Annotated in this window: 15 protein-coding genes and 1 pseudogene; 15 read left to right on the top strand and 1 reads right to left on the bottom strand. The window is 73.7% G+C overall.

The features are described 5' to 3' along the window. The first annotated feature begins 78 nt into the window (after positions 1–78). Complete coding sequence (locus tag M503_RS0104705; RefSeq protein WP_155951961.1) at positions 79–1,608, top strand: hypothetical protein; 1,530 nt, start codon at positions 79–81, stop codon at positions 1,606–1,608. An 11-nt stretch (positions 1,609–1,619) separates the two neighbouring features. Here M503_RS0104705 and M503_RS0104710 read toward each other — a convergent pair whose 3' ends face one another. Beyond that, positions 1,620–3,743: a glycosyltransferase gene (locus tag M503_RS0104710; RefSeq protein WP_037060509.1), complete on the bottom strand. Its 2,124-nt coding sequence runs from the start codon at positions 3,741–3,743 to the stop codon at positions 1,620–1,622. 99 nt (positions 3,744–3,842) lie between these two features. Between M503_RS0104710 and mrcB the strand changes: the two genes are divergently transcribed. The 14 genes and pseudogenes from mrcB (at position 3,843) to M503_RS0104775 (ending at position 16,068) form a co-directional block, all read left to right on the top strand. Further along, a complete protein-coding gene (gene mrcB / locus M503_RS0104715) occupies positions 3,843–6,296 on the top strand; it encodes a penicillin-binding protein 1B (RefSeq protein WP_028919200.1) in 2,454 nt (817 codons plus the stop codon). 7 nt (positions 6,297–6,303) lie between these two features. Continuing rightward, positions 6,304–6,822, top strand: a complete 519-nt coding sequence (locus M503_RS0104720; protein ID WP_028919199.1) for a hypothetical protein — start codon at positions 6,304–6,306, stop codon at positions 6,820–6,822. Between the two features lie 62 nt (positions 6,823–6,884). Continuing rightward, positions 6,885–8,921: an ATP-dependent DNA helicase gene (locus M503_RS0104725; protein ID WP_028919198.1), complete on the top strand. Its 2,037-nt coding sequence runs from the start codon at positions 6,885–6,887 to the stop codon at positions 8,919–8,921. A 56-nt stretch (positions 8,922–8,977) separates the two neighbouring features. Continuing rightward, a complete protein-coding gene (tsaB, locus tag M503_RS0104730) occupies positions 8,978–9,685 on the top strand; it encodes a tRNA (adenosine(37)-N6)-threonylcarbamoyltransferase complex dimerization subunit type 1 TsaB (protein WP_024867771.1) in 708 nt (235 codons plus the stop codon). A gap of 9 nt (positions 9,686–9,694) precedes the next feature. Next, positions 9,695–9,883, top strand: a pseudogene (locus tag M503_RS17965) (sigma factor); the annotation flags it as partial. 65 nt (positions 9,884–9,948) lie between these two features. Continuing rightward, positions 9,949–10,335, top strand: a complete 387-nt coding sequence (locus M503_RS0104735; protein WP_028919197.1) for a hypothetical protein — start codon at positions 9,949–9,951, stop codon at positions 10,333–10,335. Between the two features lie 86 nt (positions 10,336–10,421). Further along, a complete protein-coding gene (locus M503_RS0104740; protein ID WP_028919196.1) occupies positions 10,422–10,796 on the top strand; it encodes a VOC family protein in 375 nt (124 codons plus the stop codon). 161 nt (positions 10,797–10,957) lie between these two features. After that, positions 10,958–11,338, top strand: a complete 381-nt coding sequence (locus tag M503_RS0104745) for a diacylglycerol kinase (RefSeq protein ID WP_028919195.1) — start codon at positions 10,958–10,960, stop codon at positions 11,336–11,338. 26 nt (positions 11,339–11,364) lie between these two features. Further along, on the top strand, positions 11,365–12,114 hold the full coding sequence (locus tag M503_RS0104750) for a TerC family protein (RefSeq protein WP_028919194.1): 750 nt from the start codon (positions 11,365–11,367) through the stop codon (positions 12,112–12,114). 108 nt (positions 12,115–12,222) lie between these two features. Beyond that, positions 12,223–12,873: a LemA family protein gene (locus tag M503_RS0104755; RefSeq protein ID WP_028919193.1), complete on the top strand. Its 651-nt coding sequence runs from the start codon at positions 12,223–12,225 to the stop codon at positions 12,871–12,873. Between the two features lie 14 nt (positions 12,874–12,887). After that, the gene (locus M503_RS0104760; protein WP_028919192.1) at positions 12,888–13,847 is read left to right on the top strand and encodes a TPM domain-containing protein; all 960 of its coding nucleotides are present in this window, start codon (positions 12,888–12,890) and stop codon (positions 13,845–13,847) included. Further along, positions 13,844–14,329, top strand: a complete 486-nt coding sequence (locus tag M503_RS0104765; protein ID WP_037060511.1) for a TPM domain-containing protein — start codon at positions 13,844–13,846, stop codon at positions 14,327–14,329. Before M503_RS0104760 ends, M503_RS0104765 begins: the two co-directional genes overlap by 4 nt. 63 nt (positions 14,330–14,392) lie before the next feature. Continuing rightward, a complete protein-coding gene (gene lgt / locus M503_RS0104770) occupies positions 14,393–15,277 on the top strand; it encodes a prolipoprotein diacylglyceryl transferase (protein ID WP_024867778.1) in 885 nt (294 codons plus the stop codon). Then, positions 15,274–16,068 carry a thymidylate synthase gene (locus M503_RS0104775; RefSeq protein WP_028919191.1) on the top strand — a complete coding sequence of 265 codons (795 nt, stop codon included), beginning with the start codon at positions 15,274–15,276 and terminating at the stop codon, positions 16,066–16,068. The genes lgt and M503_RS0104775 overlap by 4 nt, the downstream gene beginning before the upstream one ends. The last annotated feature ends 3 nt before the right edge of the window (positions 16,069–16,071 follow it).

Genomic DNA, 16,071 nt, shown 5'->3' on the forward strand with positions numbered 1-16,071 from the left:
CCGCCTCGCGCGGGCCGTTCGCGTTTCCGTGACCGCCGGCTGACGGCGCCTGCACAGGGCCGGGAGCAGGCTCCGCCCATGGCCAGCCTCCCGATGGCGCACATGCGGTTACGCGAAGGCCCGCGCGGATTCCCGGCGATGGCTGCCGCCTGGCGGCGGCACTGGCAGGGCCTGCTCGGCGCGCTGGTGGTGTGCGCGGCGCTGCTGTTCGTCGTGCGACAGCCCCTGGCCGAACGCCTCTGGCCGCAGGCGCGGCTGGACCGGCTGCTGGCCGAAGCCGACGCGGCGCTCGCCGCCGGCTGGCTGGACGGCCCCGAGGAGCGTCCCGGCGCGCGGCAGAAGTTCGAGGCCGCGCTGGCCCTGGACAACGACCGCGGCGAGGCCCGCGACGGCCTGCTGCGGGTCGGGGGTGCCGCCCTGCTGCGCGCCAACGCCGCGATCCGTGCCGGGAATCTGGACGAGGCGCGGCGCTGGGTCGCACTGGCCCGCGAGCTGCAGCTGCCGCGCAACCAGGTCGAGCCGGTGGCCGCCTGGCTGCACCGGGCCGAGGCCGCCGCCACCGACCTGGACGCGCTGCGCCAGCGCGCCGGCGCCGCGCTGGCCGCCGGCGACGTCGAAGCGGCGTTGCCGCTGTACGCGCGCTGGCTGGAGCTGCAGCCCGACGACGGCATGGCCCTGGAAGGCCGCGAGGATGCCCTGGCCCTGCTGCTGCAGCCGGTGCGCGCGGCGCTGCGCGACGGCGACCTGGCCGGCGCCGCGCAACGGCTGGCGCTGGCGCGGCGTTACGACCCCGGCTACATCGCCTTGCCGGACCTGCAGGACGCCTATGCCCAGGCGCTGGCCGCGCAGGTCCGCGCCGCCGGCGAGGCGCTGCGCCGCGGACGCCTGGAACAGGCCGCGGGTGTCTTCCTGCGGTTGCAGCCGCTGGCGCCCGAGAACCCGGTGGTGCAGGACGGCGCGCGCGATACCGCGGTGGCGCTGGCGGCGCAGGCCCGGCGCGAGGCGGCCGGGTTCCGCTTCGAGGCGGCCGCCAGCCTGCTCGGCCAGGCCCGCGCGCTGGCCCCGGAGAACGCCGCGGTCGAGGCCGCCGCGCGCGGTCGAACAGGCGCGGCAGGCACGTTCGCGGATGCCGCCGGGGCAGGGCTCGGCGCCCGCCACGCGCGGCGCGGTGCGCCGTTCGCTGGGGCCTTCGATGCGGCGCTGGAGCGCGGCGACTGGACCGATCCGCCCGGCGCCAGCGCCTACGACCACCTGCATGCCGCGCAGGCGCTGGCGCCGGCCGATCCGGACGTGCGCGCCGCGGCGAAGCGGATGCGCCGGGCGGCGGCGCAATGCGTCGATGCCGCGTTGCGCGACAACCGCCTGCGCCTGGGGCAGCGCTGCCTGGATGCCTGGCAGGCGCTGGCGCCGTCGGATCCGGCCCTGGCCACGGAACGCCAGCGCCTGGCCCAGCGCTGGCTGGCGGTGGGCGAGGAGCGCCTGCGTGCAGGCGAGGTCGACGTGGCCGCGCGCGCGCTGTCCTCGGCGCGCGGGCTGGACCCGGCCACGCCGGGGCTGGCCGAATTCGACGCGCGGATGGACCAGGCGCAGCAGGCGACGCCGCTGTAGCCTGCGCGGCCTCAACCTGCGAAGAACACCCGCTGCACCGTGGCCCGCGCCGCGTCCAGCGAGAAGTGCCGGGCCACGTTGTCCAGGCCCGCGGCGGCCTGGCGTTCCCAGCGCTCGCGGTCGCCGTACAGCGACACCACCGCCTCGGCGAAGTCTTCCGGCGTATCGGCGACGGCCACGTCCACGCCGTCGTGCAGGTGCATGCCTTCCACCGCGCACGAGGTGGCGACGACGGGCTGCCCGTGCGCCATGCTCAGGTTGACCTTGCCCTTCACCCCGGCGCCGAAGCGCAGCGGCGCCACCGCGATCCGCACCTGGTCCATGTACGGATCGAGGTCCGGCACGTGGCCGTGCACCTCGATCCCCGGGATGTCCGCCAGGGCGCGGATTTCCGCGGTCGGGCCCGCGCCGATGCAGTGGAAGCGCACGTCCGGCAGGCGCAGGCGGATGCGGGGGAACACCTCGCGCCCGAACCACAGCACCGCGTCCACGTTCGGCGGATGGCGGAAGCCGCCGACGAAAACCAGGTCGCGGCGCGACTCGAAGGGCGCACCGGGGCCGGCGACCTCGTGCAGGTTGGACAGCACTTCCACGCGCACGCCCGGCGCGTCGACCGCCAGCTGCGTGCGCTCCTCGTCGCTGACCACCAGGGTGAGGTCCGCCATCGCCATCGCCGCCAGTTCCGACGCGCGCGTGGCATCGGCCGTGCGCAGCGCCGTCGCGTCGCCGGCCAGCTGCGCGCCGCGGCGTTCGCGCACGTAATGCAGGTCGATGGTGTCGAACACCAGCCGCGCGCCTGGCGCGTGCCTGCGCAGCAATGGCAGCAGGGCCGAGGCGAGGTGGTGGCGGGTCACCACGATGACGTCGAAGCGCGAAGCGTTGGCGCGCAGCCAGCTCGCCGCGCTGCCGGCGAATGGCGCGTACCAGGTCTCCACGCCTAGCTGCTGCAACGCGACGGTGGCCGCGCCTTCGTGGGCCAGGCCGGTGGGGAGGAAGGCGACGTGCGCGCCGGCGTCGCGCAGCATGCGCAGCAGGTTGAACTGGCGCAGCGAAGCCGAGTCGCGGTCCGGATGCGGCACGCCCTCGTCGACCACCAGCACGCGCCGCTGCCGCGCGTGCAGCAGGGCCGGGCCGGGCACGCTGCCCGGCGGCGGATGCGCCTGCAGCGCCTCGGCCCACCTGGCGGCGAACACGCCGCGGTTGCGCACCTGGTAGGCCTTCACCCCGCTGCCGGTGTCGGTGCCGGCGGTGGTGCCTTCGTCGTGGACCACGCGCGCGGCCGGCTGGTAGCGCACCGCATGCCCGAGCGCGCGCACGGCGAAGGCCAGGTCGGTGTCCTCGTAATAGGCCGGCGCGTATCGCGTGTCGAAGCCGCCGGCGCGCACGAACAGCGCCCGCGGCAGCGCCAGCGCCGCGCCGGAGCCGTAGTCGCAGTCGCGCAGGTAGGCGTAGCGCGGGTCGTCGGCCGATTCGAAGCGGCCGTAGCTCCACGCGCTGCCGTCGGCGAACACCACGCCGCCGGCTTCCTGCAGGCGCCCGTCCGGGTACAGCAGCTGCGCCACCGCCATGCCGGTGCGCGGATGCGCGAAGGTCGCCAGCAGCGCGTCCAGCCAGCCCGGCTGCGGGAGGGTGTCGTTGTTGAGGAACACCAGGTATTCGCCGCGCGCCAGCGAGGCACCGTCATTGCAGGCGGCGATGAAACCGCCATTCGATGCGCGCGGGTGGTAGCGCAGGCCTTCGACCTGGGACATCCACGTGGCGGTGTCGTCGCTGCTGCCGTCGTCGACCACGATCACCTCGCAGGCGGCGGCCGGCGGATGCGCGGCGAGGGCGCGCAGGCAGGCGAGGGTGGCCTCGCAGTGGTTGTAGACAGGGATGACGATGCTGGCCCGCGGCGTCGTGCCGGCGGCCGGGGCCGGCACCGCGAACGGGGCGAACGGCGCCGGTTCCGGCAGGTACAGCGGGGTTCGCGGCGGCGGCGGGGGCGGGCGCAGGTGGACCAGCAGGCGCTGCCAGGTGGCGCGCCAGCCGCGGCTGCGCAGGCTCGACAGGCCGCGGCGCAGCAGGCCGCGCAGGTGGGCCAGCCAGTAACGGGGGACGGCGAGCCGGTCGGGGGACCGTGGCGTGGACGGCATTCCGCTTCGCAACTCCGACTGAAGGGGGGGGGCGGCGGAGGCGCGGCACGGACGGGTGCGTGCGCTAGACTCGGCCGACTGCAGCATTCTCGCATCCCCGTGCCCCGACGCCACGAGCCGGAAGACATCGACGATTTCGAGGACTCCCCCGACGCGCCCGCGCCGGCCTGGCGTCGCCACCTGCTGACCGCGGTCCTCGCCGCTGCGGCGCTGGCCGCCGGCTTCCTGATCCCCTACGTCCTGTACCTGAACCACCAGGTCAGCGAGCGCTTCGCCGCCCTGCAGTGGCAGATTCCCACGCGCGTCTATGCCCGCCCGCTCGAGCTCAAGCCGCAGCTGGCGATGGACGCGGGCACGCTGAAGACCGAGCTGGCCGCGGCGGGCTACCAGGAGGACGAGGCCGGCGAGCGTCCCGGCAGCTACCACGCCGACGGCGGCCGCTTCACCATCGCCAGCCGCGGCTACACCGACGTCGACGGCGTGGTGCCGGCGCGGCGGATCGAGGTCACCCTGTCCGGCGGGCGGGTCAGCGCGCTGCGCGACGCGGCTACCCGCAAGTCGCTGAAGGCGGCCCGGCTCGACCCGGCGCGCATCGCCACCCTTTACGGCCAGCGCCAGGAAGAGCGGCGCCTGGTCCGCATCGAGGAGGTGCCGGAACTGCTGGTGACCGGCCTGCAGGCGGTCGAGGACCGCGACTTCGCCCACCACCATGGCGTGGACCTGTCGGGCATGGCGCGCGCGGCCTGGGTCAACCTGCTCGCAGGCGAGAAGCGCCAGGGCGCCAGCACCCTGACCCAGCAGCTGGCCCGCAGCGGCCTGCTGGGCATCGGCAAGGAACAGACCTGGACCCGCAAGTTCAACGAGATCCTGTACGCGCTGATCCTGGAGGCGCGCTACGACAAGCGTACGATCCTGGAGACCTACCTCAACCAGGTCTACCTGGGCCAGCGCGGCAACCAGGCCATCCACGGCGTCGCCTCCGGCGCCGAGTTCTGGTTCGGACGCGACCTGGGCGAGCTGAGCACCGAGCAGGTGGCGCTGCTGCTGGGCCTGGTCAAGGGCCCGTCCTACTACGACCCGCGCAAGCACCCGGAGCGCGCGCTGGAACGGCGCAACGTCGCCCTGTCGATGGTCCACGCCACCGGCCTGATCGACGACGCCGAGTACGAACGCGCGCGCAAGGCCCCCCTGGGGGTGACCGCGAATCCCGGCGTGGCCGCGGCCAACCGCTTCCCGGCCTACATCGACCTGGTCCGCCGCCAGCTGGCCAACGACTACCCGGAAAGCGCGCTGCAGGGCGCCGGCCTGACCGTGCTCACCGGGATGTCGCCGTCCGCGCAGGCCTATGCCGAAGGCGCCGTCGTGCGCGCCATCGAGGCGCTGCAGACCGGCAAGCGTCCGCCGCTGCAGGCCGGCGTGGTGGTCACCGACGTGCACGGTGGCGACGTGCTGGCGGTGGTCGGCGGCCGCGACGTGGCCGACCACGGTTTCAACCGCGCGGTCGAGGCCAGGCGCCCGGTCGGTTCGCTGCTCAAGCCCTACGTCTACCTGCTGGCGCTGGCGCAGCCGCAGCGCTGGTCGCTGGCCAGCTGGGTCGAGGACACCCCGGTGACCGTGCAGCTGTCGCGCGGCCGCACCTGGTCGCCGGACAACTCCGACCGAACCAGCCACGGCACCGTGCGCGTGGTCGACGCGCTGGCCCATTCCTACAACCAGGCCACGGTGCGGATCGGCATGCAGGTCGGCCCGGAGCGCGTCGCCCAGCTGATCCGCGTGCTGGCCGGGCTCAAGGCCGAGCCGAACCCGGCGCTGATCCTCGGCTCCACCGACCAGAGCCCGTACGGCATGGCGCAGCTGTACCAGTTCCTGGCCTCCGGCGGGCAGGTCCAGCCGCTGCGCGCGGTGCGCGGCGTGCTCGATCCCGAAGGCAGGCTGCTCAAGCGCTACGACACCGCGCCGGCACCGGCGCAGGAAGGCGATTCGATCGCCGCCAACCTGGTCACCGTGGCCCTGCAGCACGCGGTCAGCGAAGGCACCGGCCGGCGCCTGCTGTCCGACGGCCTCGGTCGCCTGCAGCCGGCCGGCAAGACCGGCACCAGCAACGATGGTCGCGACAGCTGGTTCGCCGGCTACACCGGCGACCACCTGGCCGTGGTGTGGATGGGCAACGACCAGAATGCGCAGACCGGCCTGTACGGCGCCACCGGCGCGATGCGGGTGTGGTCGGGGCTGTTCTCGCGCCTGCCGAGTTCGCCGCTGCGCGTGGCGGGCAAGGGCCTGGACTGGCAGTGGGTGCATCCGCAGGGCAGCGCGATCACTGACGCCGACTGCCCCGGCGCGCGGCGCCTGCCGTTCGTGGCCGGCACCGCGCCGGGGTACCTGCCCTGCGCGCCGGCATACTACGACCCCGCGGGCGGCGGCGAAGGCCAGGCGCAGCCCGGCCAGGAGCAGGGGCAGGGGCAGCGCGAAGGCGGTTTCTGGCGGCGCCTGTTCGGGCGCGACCGCCCCGCCGAGCCGCCGCCTTCGCAACCGGCCACGCCGCCTGCGCCATAATGCCGGCATGAACTTCCGCTTCCGTTGCGCGGCGATCGCCGCGATGGGCCTGTGGCTGTCCGCATGCGCGCCGGTGTCGACCGCGCCGCCGCTGCCGGCCGGGCCCACCCCCCTGGAACGCCTGGCCGCGGTCGAGGCCGCCGGTGGCGTCGACGACACCGAGGTGGACGTGCAGCCGCTGGGCGATCCGCAGGTCGGCGACCTGCGCGAGCACGCCGCCCGTGCGCGCGCCGCCGGCGATGCCGCCGCCGCGGCGAAGGCGCTGGACCATGCGCTGCAGCTGGTGCCCGACGATCCGGCGGTGCTGCAGGAACGCGCCGAGATCGCCCTGCTGCAGGCCGACTACGCCACCGCCGAGCAGCTGGCGCGCCGCGCCTATGCGGGCGGCTCCAGGGTCGGCCCGCTATGCCGCCGCCACTGGGCCACGATCGAGCAGGCCGCGCTGGCGCGCGGGCAGGCCGAGAACGCCGCTTCCGCGCGCGTCCAGATCGGCACCTGCACGGTGCCGGGCATCAAGCGGATGTAGGACGCAGCGGCGGTCCGCGGGGCGCGCGTCACGGTCCCGGTTCCTCCATCGCGCGTGCACCGATGTCACGCCTTGCCCATGCCAGCCGCGAAGCGCTCAGCGAAGGCGGCGCGCTCGCCTCGCGCCTCGACGGTTTTGTCGCCCGTCCCGCGCAGCAGCGCCTGACCGCCGCGGTCGCCGAGGCGATCGAGCAGCGCGAAGTGCTGCTGGCCGAAGCCGGCACCGGCACCGGCAAGACCTACGCGTATCTGGTCCCGGCGCTGCTGTCGGGGCTGAAGACCATCGTCAGCACCGGCACCCGCGCGCTGCAGGACCAGCTCTACCACCGCGACCTGCCGCGCGTGCGCGAGGCGCTGGGCGTGGGCCTGCGCAGCGCCCTGCTCAAGGGCCGCGCCAACTACCTGTGCCACTACCGGCTCAACCAGGCCAAGGGCGACGCGCGCTTCGCCACGCCCGAGCAGGCCAGCCAGTTCCAGCGCATCGTCGCCTGGTCCGGGCGCACCCGTGCCGGCGACATGGCCGAGCTGGAAAGCCTGCCGGACGATTCGCCGCTGCTGCCGCTGGTCACCTCCACGGTCGACAACTGCCTCGGCAGCGAATGCCCGTTCTACGAGGACTGCTTCGTGGTCGCCGCGCGCCAGCGCGCGCAGGCGGCCGACCTGGTGGTGGTCAACCACCACCTGCTGCTGGCCGACCTGGCGCTCAAGCAGGAGGGCTTCGGCGAGATCCTGCCCGGGGCGCAGGCCTTCGTGATCGACGAAGCGCACCAGCTGCCGGAGCTGGCCGCCAGCTTCTTCGGCGAAGGCTTTGGCATGCGCCAGCTCCAGGAACTGGGTCGCGACTGCCTGGCCGAATGCAAGCAGACCACCGGCGCGCTGGCCGTGGTGCAGGCGCCGGTGCGCGAGCTGGAGCAGGCGCTGCGCAGCCTGCGCGCGGCGATGGAAGCGCTGCCGCCGCGCGGCACCCGCTATCGCGCGCTGACCCTGCCGGCGGTGGTCGATGCCTTCGACGTGCTGGCCGACGCACTGGCTGCGCTGGAGCATGCGATGGAGCCGCTGGCGCAGACCTCGCCCGGCTTCGATGCCTGCGTGGCGCGCGCGCGCGACCTCGGCGAACGCCTGGGCCGCTGGCGCGACGGCGGCGACGCTTCCGACGCCTTCGACGACGGGGAAGCGGCGGAGGACGAGGAAGCCACGCTGGCCGCGCTCGGCGACGACGGCAATCCGCTGGACGCCAGCGCGCTGGCGCGCGTCACCGCGCGCGGCGGCGAGGTCTACTGGTACGAGCTGAGCGCGCGCGGCTTCCGCTGCCAGCGCACGCCGCTGGACGTGTCCGCGCCGCTGCGCGCGCACCGCGAGCGTTCGCAGGCGGCATGGATCTTCACCTCGGCCACGCTGGCGGTGGGCGGCGGTTTCACCCACGTCTCGCGCAAGCTCGGCCTGTTCGACCCGGACACGCTGCTGGAGCCCAGCCCGTTCGACTGGCAGCGCCAGGCACTGTGCTACCTGCCGCGCAACCTGCCGGAGCCGAACAGCCGCGAGTTCGGCGCGGCGATGATGGCTGCGGTGCGGCCGGTGCTGGAAGCTTCCGGCGGCCGCGCCTTCCTGCTGTTCGCCTCGCACCGCGCGCTGCGCGAGGCGGCCGAGGCGCTGCGCGGAGGGCCGTGGCCGCTGTTCGTGCAGGGCGAGTCGCCGAAGGCCGAGCTGCTGCGCCGTTTCCGCGAGTCCGGCAACGGCGTGCTGCTGGGCTCGGCCACCTTCCGCGAGGGCGTGGACGTGGCCGGCGACGCGCTGAGCGTGGTGGTGATCGACAAGCTGCCGTTCGCCGCGCCTGACGACCCGGTGTTCGAGGCGCGCCTGGAAGCGGTGCGCCGCCGCGGCGGCAACCCGTTCCGCGACGAACAGCTGCCGCAGGCGGTGATCGCGCTCAAGCAGGGCGTCGGACGCCTGATCCGCACCGAATCGGACCGCGGCGTGCTGGTGCTGTGCGACCCGCGGATTACCGGCAAGCCGTACGGCCGGGTGTTCATGCAGTCGCTGCCGAAGTTCGCGGTGACCCGCCGCATCGAGGACGTGCAGGCCTTCTTCGCGCGCGAGTGATCCGCGTCGTCCGCACCGCATCGTTTACCCTTCCGCTCAAAGCCGCGTACCCGCCCATGAAGCTGCTCGCCTTCGAAACCTCCACCGAAGCCTGTTCGGTCGCCCTGTACCTGGACGGGGAGGTGCGCGAGCGCTTCGACATCGCCCCGCGCCGCCACGCCGAACTGGCCCTGCCGTGGGCCGACGCGCTGCTGGCCGAGGCCGGGGTGGCGCGCGCGCAGCTGGACGCCATCGCCGTGGGCCGCGGTCCCGGCGCCTTCACCGGCGTGCGCCTGGCCATCGCCCTGGCGCAAGGCGTGGCCCTGGCGCTGGAGCGGCCGGTGGTGGCGCTGTCGACCCTGCAGGTGCTCGCCGCCGGCGCGCCCCTGGACGGCCCGGAGCACATCCTGGCCGCGATCGACGCGCGCATGGGCGAGGTCTACGCCGCCGCGTTCCTGCGCGAAGGCGCGGCGCTGCACGCGCTGGATGCCGAGCGGGTGCTACCGCCCGATGCCGTCGAGCTGCCGGCCGGCCTGGCCGGCCCGTGGCAGGGCGTGGGCACTGGCTTCGCCGCCGGCGGCGGCGTGCTGGCCCAGCGCCTGGGCGACGCCGTGCGCCCGATCGATGCCGCCGTGCTTCCCCATGCCGCCGACCTGGCCCGGCAGGCCGCGGCCGCGTTCGAACGCGGCGAGGCGGTGGCCCCGGAGCGGATCGAACCGGCCTACCTGCGCGACAACGTCGCCCTGACCCTGGCCGAGCAGCAGGCGCTGCGCGCCAGGCGCTAGGCCCGCCCCGTGGACCGGCAGGCCTACAGCGCGCTGCTGGCCCACGCCCGGCGCCTCACCGGCAATCCCGAGGACGCCCGCGACCTGGTCCAGGACACCCTGCTGGTGGCGGTGGAGCACGGCCGCCTGGGCCTGCGCGGCGACGCGGCCTGGCTGGCCGGGGTGCTGCGCCGGCAGGCCGCGCTGCGATTCCGCCGCGACCGGCGCCGGCGCCGCCGCGAGGCGCTGGCCGCGGAGGCGCGCTGGCCGCGGAGGCCGATGTCATGGCCGCCGCAGCGGGCACGCCGCCGCTGCCGGGCCGCGCCACCTTCCTGCGCAAGCTGTCGCCGGCGTCGCGGCTGCTGGCGGTGCTGGCCCTGCATGGGCTGCAACCGGTCGAGATCCGCTGGATCCTCGGCCTCGACGCGGCGGCGCTGCGCCAGCGGATCGCGCGGCTGCGCCGGGCCCTGGCCGCGCTGGAGCCGGACCTGCGCGAGGAGGCGCAAGCGCTTGCCACGGCGACGCCGCTCCGGCTGGAGACCCACCACGGCATCCGCCTGCGCCGGGTGCTGCGCCAGGCACTGGGCGGGGGTGCGCTGGCCACGCACGATCCCGACGGCCACCTGCTGGTGCTGCGCGGCGGTCACGCCCACGCCTCCGGCGGCAACTGACACAGGGCCAGGGGCGGCATCGCGGCCGCCCGGCCCGGCGCCCGCGCCGGTTCCTGAACCCGCATTCCCCTCGAAGGAGAGTCCCGATGCTCGCGCAGTCCCGTCTCGACACCGTGGTCCTGTTCGTTTCCAGCCTCGCCCGCAGCGTGGCCTTCTACCGCGACACCCTGGGGCTGGCGGTCACCCCGCCGGCCGAAGGCCACGAGGGTCCCTACGCCACGACCACGGCCGGCGCGGTGACCCTGGTGTTCATCGAACGCCCGGCCCGCGCCGGCGAATCGCCGGTGCTGGTGTTCGGCCTGGACGGGGGCATCGACCGCTGCGCCGAGCGCCTGGCCGGGCAGGGCGTGGAGATCGTCGTGCCGGTGAGCGAGGCCCCCGATGGCGGGCTCACCCTGGACTTCCTGGATCCCGACGGCACGGTGCTGAGCCTCTACCAGCCGCCCGGCGCGCCCCGCTGAGGGGGCGCGCCGGGCGGATGTCAGGGTGGCGACGGGGGGATGTGGCAAAATTGCGGCTTCCATCCCCTCGAACCCGCGCATGCCGTCCCAGCCCGAAGCCTGGCCCAGCCAGCAGCAGCGGTTCCCCGAAGGTAACCCGGCGCCCGCGCGGAGCGCGGCCCGTGGCTGACATCACCGGGCACCTGCCGCGCGGCCCCGGCAGGATGTTCAAGGCGCTGAAGTGGTCCCTGAAGGGCCTGGCCGCGGCCTGGCGCCACGAGTCCTCGTTCCGCCTGGAGGTCTACCTGTTCGTGGTCCTGGCGCCGCTGGCGCTGTGGCTGGGCCGCGACGGGATCGAACGCGTGCTGCTGGTCGGTTCGATGCTGCTGGTGCTGTCGGCCGAGCTGCTGAACTCCGCCATCGAGGCGGTGATCGAGCGCTACGGCGCCGAACACCACGAACTCGCCGGCCGGGCCAAGGACATGGGCTCGGCCGCGGTGTTCGTGCTGATGATGAACGTGCTGCTGGTGTGGGGCCTGGTACTTGGCTCGCGGCTGCTTTGACTTCGCTGTGAAGGATTGACCCCCTGATGAATCTGGAATTCCTGGCCGACCCGAACGTCTGGCTGACCCTGGTGACCCTCAGTGCCCTGGAGATCGTGCTGGGCATCGACAACCTGGTGTTCATCTCGATCGCGGTCGGCCGCCTGCCGCCGGAGCAGCGCGCGTTCGCGCGCAAGTTCGGCATCGCCGTGGCCTGCGTCACCCGCATCTTCCTGCTGGTCTCGCTGGCGTTCCTGGCGCGGATGCAGACCGACCTGTTCACCATCGCCGGCATGGGCATCTCGGTGCGCGACCTGGTGCTGGTGGTCGGCGGCGCGTTCCTGCTGGTGAAGGGCACCATGGAGATCCGCGAGCTGATCAACGGCGGCGAGGACGAGGACCCGCGCACCACCAAGAGCTCGCAGGTGTTCTGGGTGGTGATCGCGCAGATCGCGGTGATCGACATCGTGTTCTCGCTGGACTCGGTGATCACCGCGGTCGGCATCGCCGAGCACATCCCGGTGATGATCGTGGCGATCCTGGCGGCGGTGGCGATCATGCTGCTGGCGGCCAACCCGCTGGGCCGCTTCATCGACGCCAACCCGACCATCAAGATGCTGGCCCTGGCCTTCATCCTGCTGATCGGCGTGGTGCTGATCCTGGACGGCTTCGACGTGCACGTGCCCAAGCCGTACATCTACTTCGCCATGGCCTTCTCGGTGATGGTGGAGATCCTCAACCTGCTGATGCGCCGCCGCGCGGCGCAGAAGCGCGTGCCGGGCGCGGGCGAGTGGTGATCGCCGCCTGAACCCGGCGTGGAGACGGGCCCGGCAGGTCGCTTGCGCGGCTTCCGGGCCGGTGCTGGAATGCCCCGGAGCGGCGGCCCGCCGCGCAGGAGCAATGCCATGCAGGGAATCGTCCGCAGGTCCTTGGCCGTCCTGGCCATGCTCGCCGCCGCCGTGCTGCTCTCCGGCTGCGGCTACAACGACATCCAGCAGAAGGACGAGGCGACCCGGGCCGCCTGGTCCGAAGTGCTCAACCAGTACCAGCGCCGCGCCGACCTGGTGCCCAACCTGGTCAACACGGTCAAGGGTTACGCCGCGCACGAGAGCCAGGTACTGACCGAGGTCACCGAGGCGCGCGCCCGCGTCGGCCAGGTCCAGGTGAACGCCGACGACCCCGAGTCCCTGCAGCGCTTCCAGGCCGCGCAGGGCGAACTGTCCTCGGCGCTGTCGCGGCTGCTGGTGGTCAGCGAGAACTACCCGACGCTGAAGGCCGACCAGTCCTTCCGCGACCTGCAGGCGCAGCTGGAAGGCACCGAGAACCGGATCACCGTCGCCCGCGGCCGCTACATCGCCGCGGTGCAGGACTACAACACCTACATCCGCTCGTTCCCGCAGCTGGTCACCGCCAAGGTGTTCGGCTACGCGGCCAAGCCGAACTTCAGCGTGGAGAACGAGGCGCAGATCGCGCGCGCGCCCGCGGTCGACTTCGGTGCCGCGCCGCCCGCACCGGCCCGGCCGCAACCGCCCGCGCCGCCCGCGCCGGGCAACTGACCCTGCCCGCCGCGATGCGTGCATCGCTGCTGTTCCGCCTGTGCGGCCTGTGGCTGCTGCTGGCCTGCGCGCCAGCCTTCGCCCAGGCGCCGGCCGCGGCGATCCCGCCGCTGGACGCGCCGGTGGTCGACACCACCGGCACCCTGGACCCCGCCACCGTGCAGCGCCTCGACGCGCAGGCGCGCGCGCTGCAGCAGCGCAAGGGCAGCCAGCTGCAGGTGCTCGTCGTGGCGTCGACCCGGCCGGAGAGCATCGAGCAGTACGCGGTGCGCGTGTTCGAGGCCTGGAAGCCGGGCCGCGCGGGCGTCGACGACGGCGTGCTGCTGCTGGTGGCCAAGGACGACCGGGCGGTGCGCATCGAGACCGGCTACGGCCTGGAGGGCGCGATCCCGGACGCGGTGGCCAACCGGGTGATCCAGGAGTACCTGGTGCCGAAGTTCCGCAACGGCGACTACGACGGCGGCATCGAGGACGCGACCACGGTGCTGGTGAAGCTGGTCGATGGCGAACCGCTGCCGGCGCCGGTCAGCCGCAACACGCCGCGCGACTCGCGGGGCACGGCGCTGGGCGCCCTGTTCCTGCCGGCGCTGTTCGTCGCCTTCGTCGTCGCCCAGGTCGCGCGCGGCCTGTTCGGCCGCCTGGCGCTGGGCGTGCGCGGCCTGCTCACCGCCATCGCCGCGGGCGCGGCGGCCTGGCTGGTGTCGTCGCTCGTGCTGGCCGGCCTGGCCGGCGCGGTGCTCGGCGCACTGGTGGGCATGGTCAGCTTCGGCGGCGGCCGTTACGTCGGTCGTGGCGGCAGCGACTGGGGCGACTGGGGCGGCGGCTTCGGCGGGATGGGGGGCATGGGCGGCATCGGTCGCGGGGCGGGGCGCGGCATGGGCGGTGGTCGCCGCTCCGGCGGCTTCGGTGGTGGCGGCGGCTGGTCGGGCGGCGGTGGCCGTTCCGGCGGCGGCGGCGCATCGGGGCGCTGGTGAATCGCTGGCTGCGCCACCTGTTCGCGCCCCCGGCGGCGCGGCGCTTCCCGGCCGACAGCCTGGAGCGCATCGCCGCGGCGATCGCCGAGGGCGAGCGCCGGCACGACGGCGAGGTGGTGTTCGCGGTCGAGGCCGGGTTGCCGCCGGGCGAGCTGTGGCGCGGCTGCACGCCGCGCGAACGCGCGCACGAGGTCTTCGCCCGGCTGCGGGTCTGGGACACGCGCGACAGCAACGGCGTGCTGCTGTACCTGCTGCTGGCCGACCACGCCATCGAGATCGTCGCCGACCGCGGCCTGCACGACCGCGTCGTCGCCCAGGAATGGGAGGCGGTGTGCGAGGCGGTGGAAGCCGGGCTGCGCGCCGGCGCCGCCGAAGCGGCGGTGATCGACGGCATCCACCGCATCTCCACGCTGCTGGCCGCGCACTATCCGGCCGGCGCGGAGAACCGCGACGAACTTCCCGACCGCCCGGTGCTGTTGTGAGGCCGGCGCGCCGCGGCGGCCTGCTCGGGCACAATAGGCCGCAATGACCCGGAACCCGGCACCATGATCGTCCTGCACCAGATCGACCCGATCGCGTTCTCGCTGGGCCCGCTGCGCGTGCACTGGTACGGGCTGATGTACGCGATAGGCTTCCTGGTGGCGTGGTGGCTGGGCCGGCTGCGGATCCGCGCCGGGCGCCTGCCGGGCGTCGACGGCGACGCCTTCGCCGACCTGCTGTTCTATTCGATGCTCGGCGTGATCCTCGGCGGGCGGCTGGGCTGGGTGCTGTTCTACGGGCTTGGCGAACTGGTCCGCGATCCGCTGATGATCATCCGCGTGTGGGACGGCGGCATGAGCTTCCACGGCGGACTGATCGGCGTGCTGCTGGCCTCGTGGCTGTGGTCGCGCAGGCACCGGCTGCACTTCTTCGACACGATGGATTTCGTCGCGCCGCTGGTGCCGCCGGGGCTGGGCTTCGGCCGGATCGGCAACTACATCGGCGGCGAGTTGTGGGGCAAGTACACCGAGGCCGGCTGGGGCGTGGTGTTCCCCAGCGGGCTACCGCGCGAGCTGCAGGGCATGGATCCGGCGATGCTGCGCGCGCAGTTCGAGGCAGGCGCGCTGGACGCATACGCGCGCCATCCCTCGCAGCTGTACCAGGCCGTGCTGGAGGGGCTGGTGATGTTCTGCGTGCTGTGGTGGTTCTCGGCCAGGCCGCGGCCGCGCTACGCGGTGTCGGGGATGTTCGCGCTGCTGTACGGGCTGTTCCGTTTCGCGGTGGAGTTCGTGCGCGTGCCGGACGCGCAGCTGGGCTACCTGGCCTTCGGCTGGCTGACCATGGGCCAGGTGCTGAGCCTGCCGCTGGTCGCGCTGGGCCTGTTCCTGCTGTGGCGTTCGCGCGGCGCGCCGGTGCTGCAGCCGCAGCCGGTGGTGGAGGAGGCACGATGAGGCAGTACCTGGATCTGCTCGGGCACGTGCTCGAGGACGGCACCGAAAAGTCCGACCGCACCGGCACCGGCACGCGCAGCGTGTTCGGCTGGCAGATGCGCTTCGACCTGGCCGAAGGCTTCCCGCTGGTCACCACCAAGAAGCTGCACCTGCGCTCGATCATCCACGAGCTGCTGTGGTTCCTGAAGGGCGAGACCAACATCGCCTACCTCAAGGACAACAAGGTCAGCATCTGGGACGAGTGGGCCGACGAGGACGGCGAGCTGGGCCCGGTCTATGGCAAGCAGTGGCGGCGCTGGACCGGCAGCGACGGCAGCGAGATCGACCAGATCCGCTGGGTCGTGGACGAGATCCGCCGCAACCCGGATTCGCGCCGGCTGGTGGTCAGCGCCTGGAACGTGGCCGACCTGCCGAAGATGGCGCTGATGCCGTGCCACACCATGTTCCAGTTCTACGTCGCCGGCGGGAAGCTGAGCTGCCAGCTGTACCAGCGCAGCGGCGACATCTTCCTGGGCGTGCCGTTCAACATCGCCAGCTACGCGCTGCTGACCCACATGGTCGCGCAGGTGACCGGGTTGCAGCCGGGCGATTTCGTCCACACCCTGGGCGATGCGCACCTGTACTCGAACCACTACGAGCAGGCGCGCGAACAGCTGTCGCGCACGCCGCGCGCGCTGCCGCGGCTGCGGCTCAATCCGGAAGTGACCGACCTGTTCGCCTTCGGTTTCGACGACATCGCCATCGAAGGCTACGACCCGGCGCCGGCGATCAAGGCGCCGGTGGCGGTCTGAGCG

The sequence above is a fragment of the Pseudoxanthomonas suwonensis J47 genome, assembly GCF_000513955.1.
Taxonomy (GTDB): domain Bacteria; phylum Pseudomonadota; class Gammaproteobacteria; order Xanthomonadales; family Xanthomonadaceae; genus Pseudoxanthomonas; species Pseudoxanthomonas suwonensis_C.

What these genes read in the sequence shown, in the direction of transcription:
- M503_RS0104705 (WP_155951961.1), top strand. Translation starts at nt 79, where the DNA reads ATGGCCAGCCTCCCGATGGCGCACATGCGGTTACGCGAAGGCCCGCGC.
- M503_RS0104710 (WP_037060509.1), bottom strand. Translation starts at nt 3,743, where the DNA reads ATGCCGTCCACGCCACGGTCCCCCGACCGGCTCGCCGTCCCCCGTTAC.
- M503_RS0104720 (WP_028919199.1), top strand. Translation starts at nt 6,304, where the DNA reads ATGAACTTCCGCTTCCGTTGCGCGGCGATCGCCGCGATGGGCCTGTGG.
- M503_RS0104725 (WP_028919198.1), top strand. Translation starts at nt 6,885, where the DNA reads ATGTCACGCCTTGCCCATGCCAGCCGCGAAGCGCTCAGCGAAGGCGGC.
- tsaB (WP_024867771.1), top strand. Translation starts at nt 8,978, where the DNA reads ATGAAGCTGCTCGCCTTCGAAACCTCCACCGAAGCCTGTTCGGTCGCC.
- M503_RS0104735 (WP_028919197.1), top strand. Translation starts at nt 9,949, where the DNA reads ATGGCCGCCGCAGCGGGCACGCCGCCGCTGCCGGGCCGCGCCACCTTC.
- M503_RS0104740 (WP_028919196.1), top strand. Translation starts at nt 10,422, where the DNA reads ATGCTCGCGCAGTCCCGTCTCGACACCGTGGTCCTGTTCGTTTCCAGC.
- M503_RS0104750 (WP_028919194.1), top strand. Translation starts at nt 11,365, where the DNA reads ATGAATCTGGAATTCCTGGCCGACCCGAACGTCTGGCTGACCCTGGTG.
- M503_RS0104755 (WP_028919193.1), top strand. Translation starts at nt 12,223, where the DNA reads ATGCAGGGAATCGTCCGCAGGTCCTTGGCCGTCCTGGCCATGCTCGCC.
- M503_RS0104760 (WP_028919192.1), top strand. Translation starts at nt 12,888, where the DNA reads ATGCGTGCATCGCTGCTGTTCCGCCTGTGCGGCCTGTGGCTGCTGCTG.
- lgt (WP_024867778.1), top strand. Translation starts at nt 14,393, where the DNA reads ATGATCGTCCTGCACCAGATCGACCCGATCGCGTTCTCGCTGGGCCCG.
- M503_RS0104775 (WP_028919191.1), top strand. Translation starts at nt 15,274, where the DNA reads ATGAGGCAGTACCTGGATCTGCTCGGGCACGTGCTCGAGGACGGCACC.